General features: G+C 51.3%; 2 rRNA genes. Both read right to left on the reverse strand.

Going from position 1 to position 3,383, the window contains the following annotated elements:
- Positions 1-12: 12 nt before the first annotated feature.
- A 5S ribosomal RNA gene (gene rrf / locus DFP83_RS13150) occupies positions 13-128 on the reverse strand.
- A gap of 103 nt (positions 129-231) precedes the next feature.
- Positions 232-3,116: ribosomal RNA gene (locus DFP83_RS13155) — 23S ribosomal RNA — on the reverse strand.
- Between the last annotated feature and the right edge of the window lie 267 nt (positions 3,117-3,383).

Below are 3,383 nucleotides of genomic sequence, written 5' to 3' on the forward strand. Positions count from 1 at the left end.
ATTCTATTTGAAGTCTGGCGGTGTCCTACTCTCACATGGGGAGACCCCACACTACCATCGGCGCTGGTATGTTTCACTTCTGGGTTCGGAATGGAGCCAGGTGGTGCCATACCGCTATGGCCGCCAGACATAAACTGTCACAACATGGATTCGGCTGATTGTTCTGCCACTCTCTTATTCATCTCGATAAAGCGTCTTACGTGCTCAACAAGCAAACACCTTGGGTGTTGTATGGTTAAGTCTCACGGGCAATTAGTACGGGTTAGCTCAACGCCTTACAACGCTTCCACACCCCGCCTATCAACGTCGTCGTCTTCAACGACCCTTCAGAGCACTTAATGTGCTAGTGAGAGCTTATCTCGAGGCTCGCTTCCCGCTTAGATGCTTTCAGCGGTTATCGATTCCGAACTTAGCTACCCGGCAGTGCCACTGGCGTGACAACCGGAACACCAGAGGTTCGTCCACTCCGGTCCTCTCGTACTAGGAGCAGCTCCTCTCAACTCTCAAACGCCCACGGCAGATAGGGACCGAACTGTCTCACGACGTTCTAAACCCAGCTCGCGTACCACTTTAAATGGCGAACAGCCATACCCTTGGGACCGACTTCAGCCCCAGGATGTGATGAGCCGACATCGAGGTGCCAAACACCGCCGTCGATATGAACTCTTGGGCGGTATCAGCCTGTTATCCCCGGAGTACCTTTTATCCGTTGAGCGATGGCCCTTCCATTCAGAACCACCGGATCACTATGACCTACTTTCGTATCTGCTCGACGTGTCTGTCTCGCAGTTAAGCTGGCTTCTGCCATTACACTAACCGTACGATGTCCGACCGTACTTAGCCAACCTTCGTGCTCCTCCGTTACTCTTTGGGAGGAGACCGCCCCAGTCAAACTACCCACCAGGCACTGTCCCCACACCCGATGAGGGTGCTAGGTTAGAACATCAAACATACAAGGGTGGTATTTCAAGGATGGCTCCACACCAACTAGCGCCAGTGCTTCAAAGCCTCCCACCTATCCTACACATGTAGGTTCAATGTTCAGTGCCAAGCTGTAGTAAAGGTTCACGGGGTCTTTCCGTCTAGCCGCGGGTACACTGCATCTTCACAGCGATTTCAATTTCACTGAGTCTCGGGTGGAGACAGCGTGGCCATGGTTACACCATTCGTGCAGGTCGGAACTTACCCGACAAGGAATTTCGCTACCTTAGGACCGTTATAGTTACGGCCGCCGTTTACCGGGGCTTCGATCAAGAGCTTCGCTTACGCTAACCCCATCAATTAACCTTCCGGCACCGGGCAGGTGTCACACCCTATACGTCCTCTTTCGAGTTAGCAGAGTGCTGTGTTTTTAATAAACAGTCCCAGCCACCTGGTCACTGCGACCACCTTCAGCTTACGACGCGAAGTCTTCACCAAAGGTGGCGTACCTTCTCCCGAAGTTACGGTACTATTTTGCCTAGTTCCTTCACCCGAGTTCTCTCAAGCGCCTTAGTATTCTCTACCTGACCACCTGTGTCGGTTTCGGGTACGGTCGACATGTACCTGAAGCTTAGAGGCTTTTCCCGGAAGCAGGGCATCAATGGCTTCGTACCCGTAGGTACTCGTCTCGTTTCTCGGCCTTAAGGGTCCGGATTTGCCTAAACCCTCAGCCTACTAACTTTCACCAGGACTACCAACGCCTGGCCCACCTAGCCTTCTCCGTCCCCCCATCGCAGTACATGTCGGTACAGGAATATTAACCTGTTTCCCATCGACTACGCGTTTCCGCCTCGCCTTAGGGGCCGACTTACCCTACCCTGATTAGCATGGGATAGGAAACCTTGGTCTTCCGGCGTGCGGGTTTTTCACCCGCATTATCGTTACTCATGTCAGCATTCGCACTTCTGATACGTCCAGCATGCTTCTCAACACACCTTCATCCGCTTACAGAACGCTCCCCTACCCAGCACATAAATGCGCTGCCGCAGCTTCGGTGTATGGCTTAGCCCCGTTACATCTTCCGCGCAGGCCGACTCGACTAGTGAGCTATTACGCTTTCTTTAAAGGGTGGCTGCTTCTAAGCCAACCTCCTAGCTGTCTATGCCTTCCCACATCGTTTCCCACTGAGCCATAACTTTGGGACCTTAGCTGGCGGTCTGGGTTGTTTCCCTCTCCACGACGGACGTTAGCACCCGCCGTGTGTCTCCCGGATAGTACTCTACGGTATTCGGAGTTTGCATGGGGTTGGTAAGTCGGGATGACCCCCTAGCCCAAACAGTGCTCTACCCCCGTAGGTATTCATCCGAGGCTCTACCTAAATAGATTTCGGGGAGAACCAGCTATCTCCGGGCTTGATTAGCCTTTCACTCCTAACCACAAGTCATCCCCTAATTTTTCAACATTAGTGGGTTCGGTCCTCCAATTGATGTTACTCAATCTTCAACCTGCTCATGGCTAGATCGCCCGGTTTCGGGTCTATACCTTGCAACTCAACGCCCAGTTAAGACTCGGTTTCCCTACGGCTCCCCTATTCGGTTAACCTTGCTACAAAATATAAGTCGCTGACCCATTATACAAAAGGTACGCAGTCACCCCACAAGGAGGCTCCTACTGCTTGTACGTACACGGTTTCAGGTTCTATTTCACTCCCCTCGCCGGGGTTCTTTTCGCCTTTCCCTCACGGTACTGGTTCACTATCGGTCAGTTGGGAGTATTTAGCCTTGGAGGATGGTCCCCCCATATTCAGTCAAGATAACACGTGTCCCGACCTACTCGATTTCACTTACTATGTGCCGTCACATACCGGGCTATCACCGTCTATGGCTCTGCTTCCCAACAGATTCTGCTAACACATTGTAAGCTTAAGGGCTGCTTCCCGTTCGCTCGCCGCTACTAGGGAAATCTCGGTTGATTTCTTTTCCTCCGGGTACTTAGATGTTTCAGTTCTCCGGGTTTGCCTCCAGGCACCTATATATTCAGTGCCGGATACTCTGTAAACAGAGTGGGTTGCCCCATTCGGAAATCCATGACTGATAACGACTCTTACTGTCTCGTCATGGCTTATCGCAAGTTAGTACGTCCTTCATCGCCTCCAACTGCCTAGGCATCCACCGTGTACGCTTAGTCACTTAACCATACAACACCTAAGATGTCTGCTACGCAGAACCTCGTGCATTGTATTGCAACTAAGATTGTTTGTTCTCGCTGTACACTTGTAAGATACGCCTCTACCAATTTGAATAAGGTTCAAGTAGAGTGGCATTTCATTACTTTATTACAATCAGCTTGTCCATGTTGTTAAAGAGCATGTAACGCAAAGTTACCGGTAAACATTCAGCTTTGAACGCTTAACGCTAACATCGCTATAGAGAAGAAGTGGTGGAGCCAAGCGGGATCGTACC

It is taken from the genome of Idiomarina fontislapidosi (genome assembly GCF_003226255.1).
Lineage (GTDB): Bacteria > Pseudomonadota > Gammaproteobacteria > Enterobacterales > Alteromonadaceae > Idiomarina > Idiomarina fontislapidosi.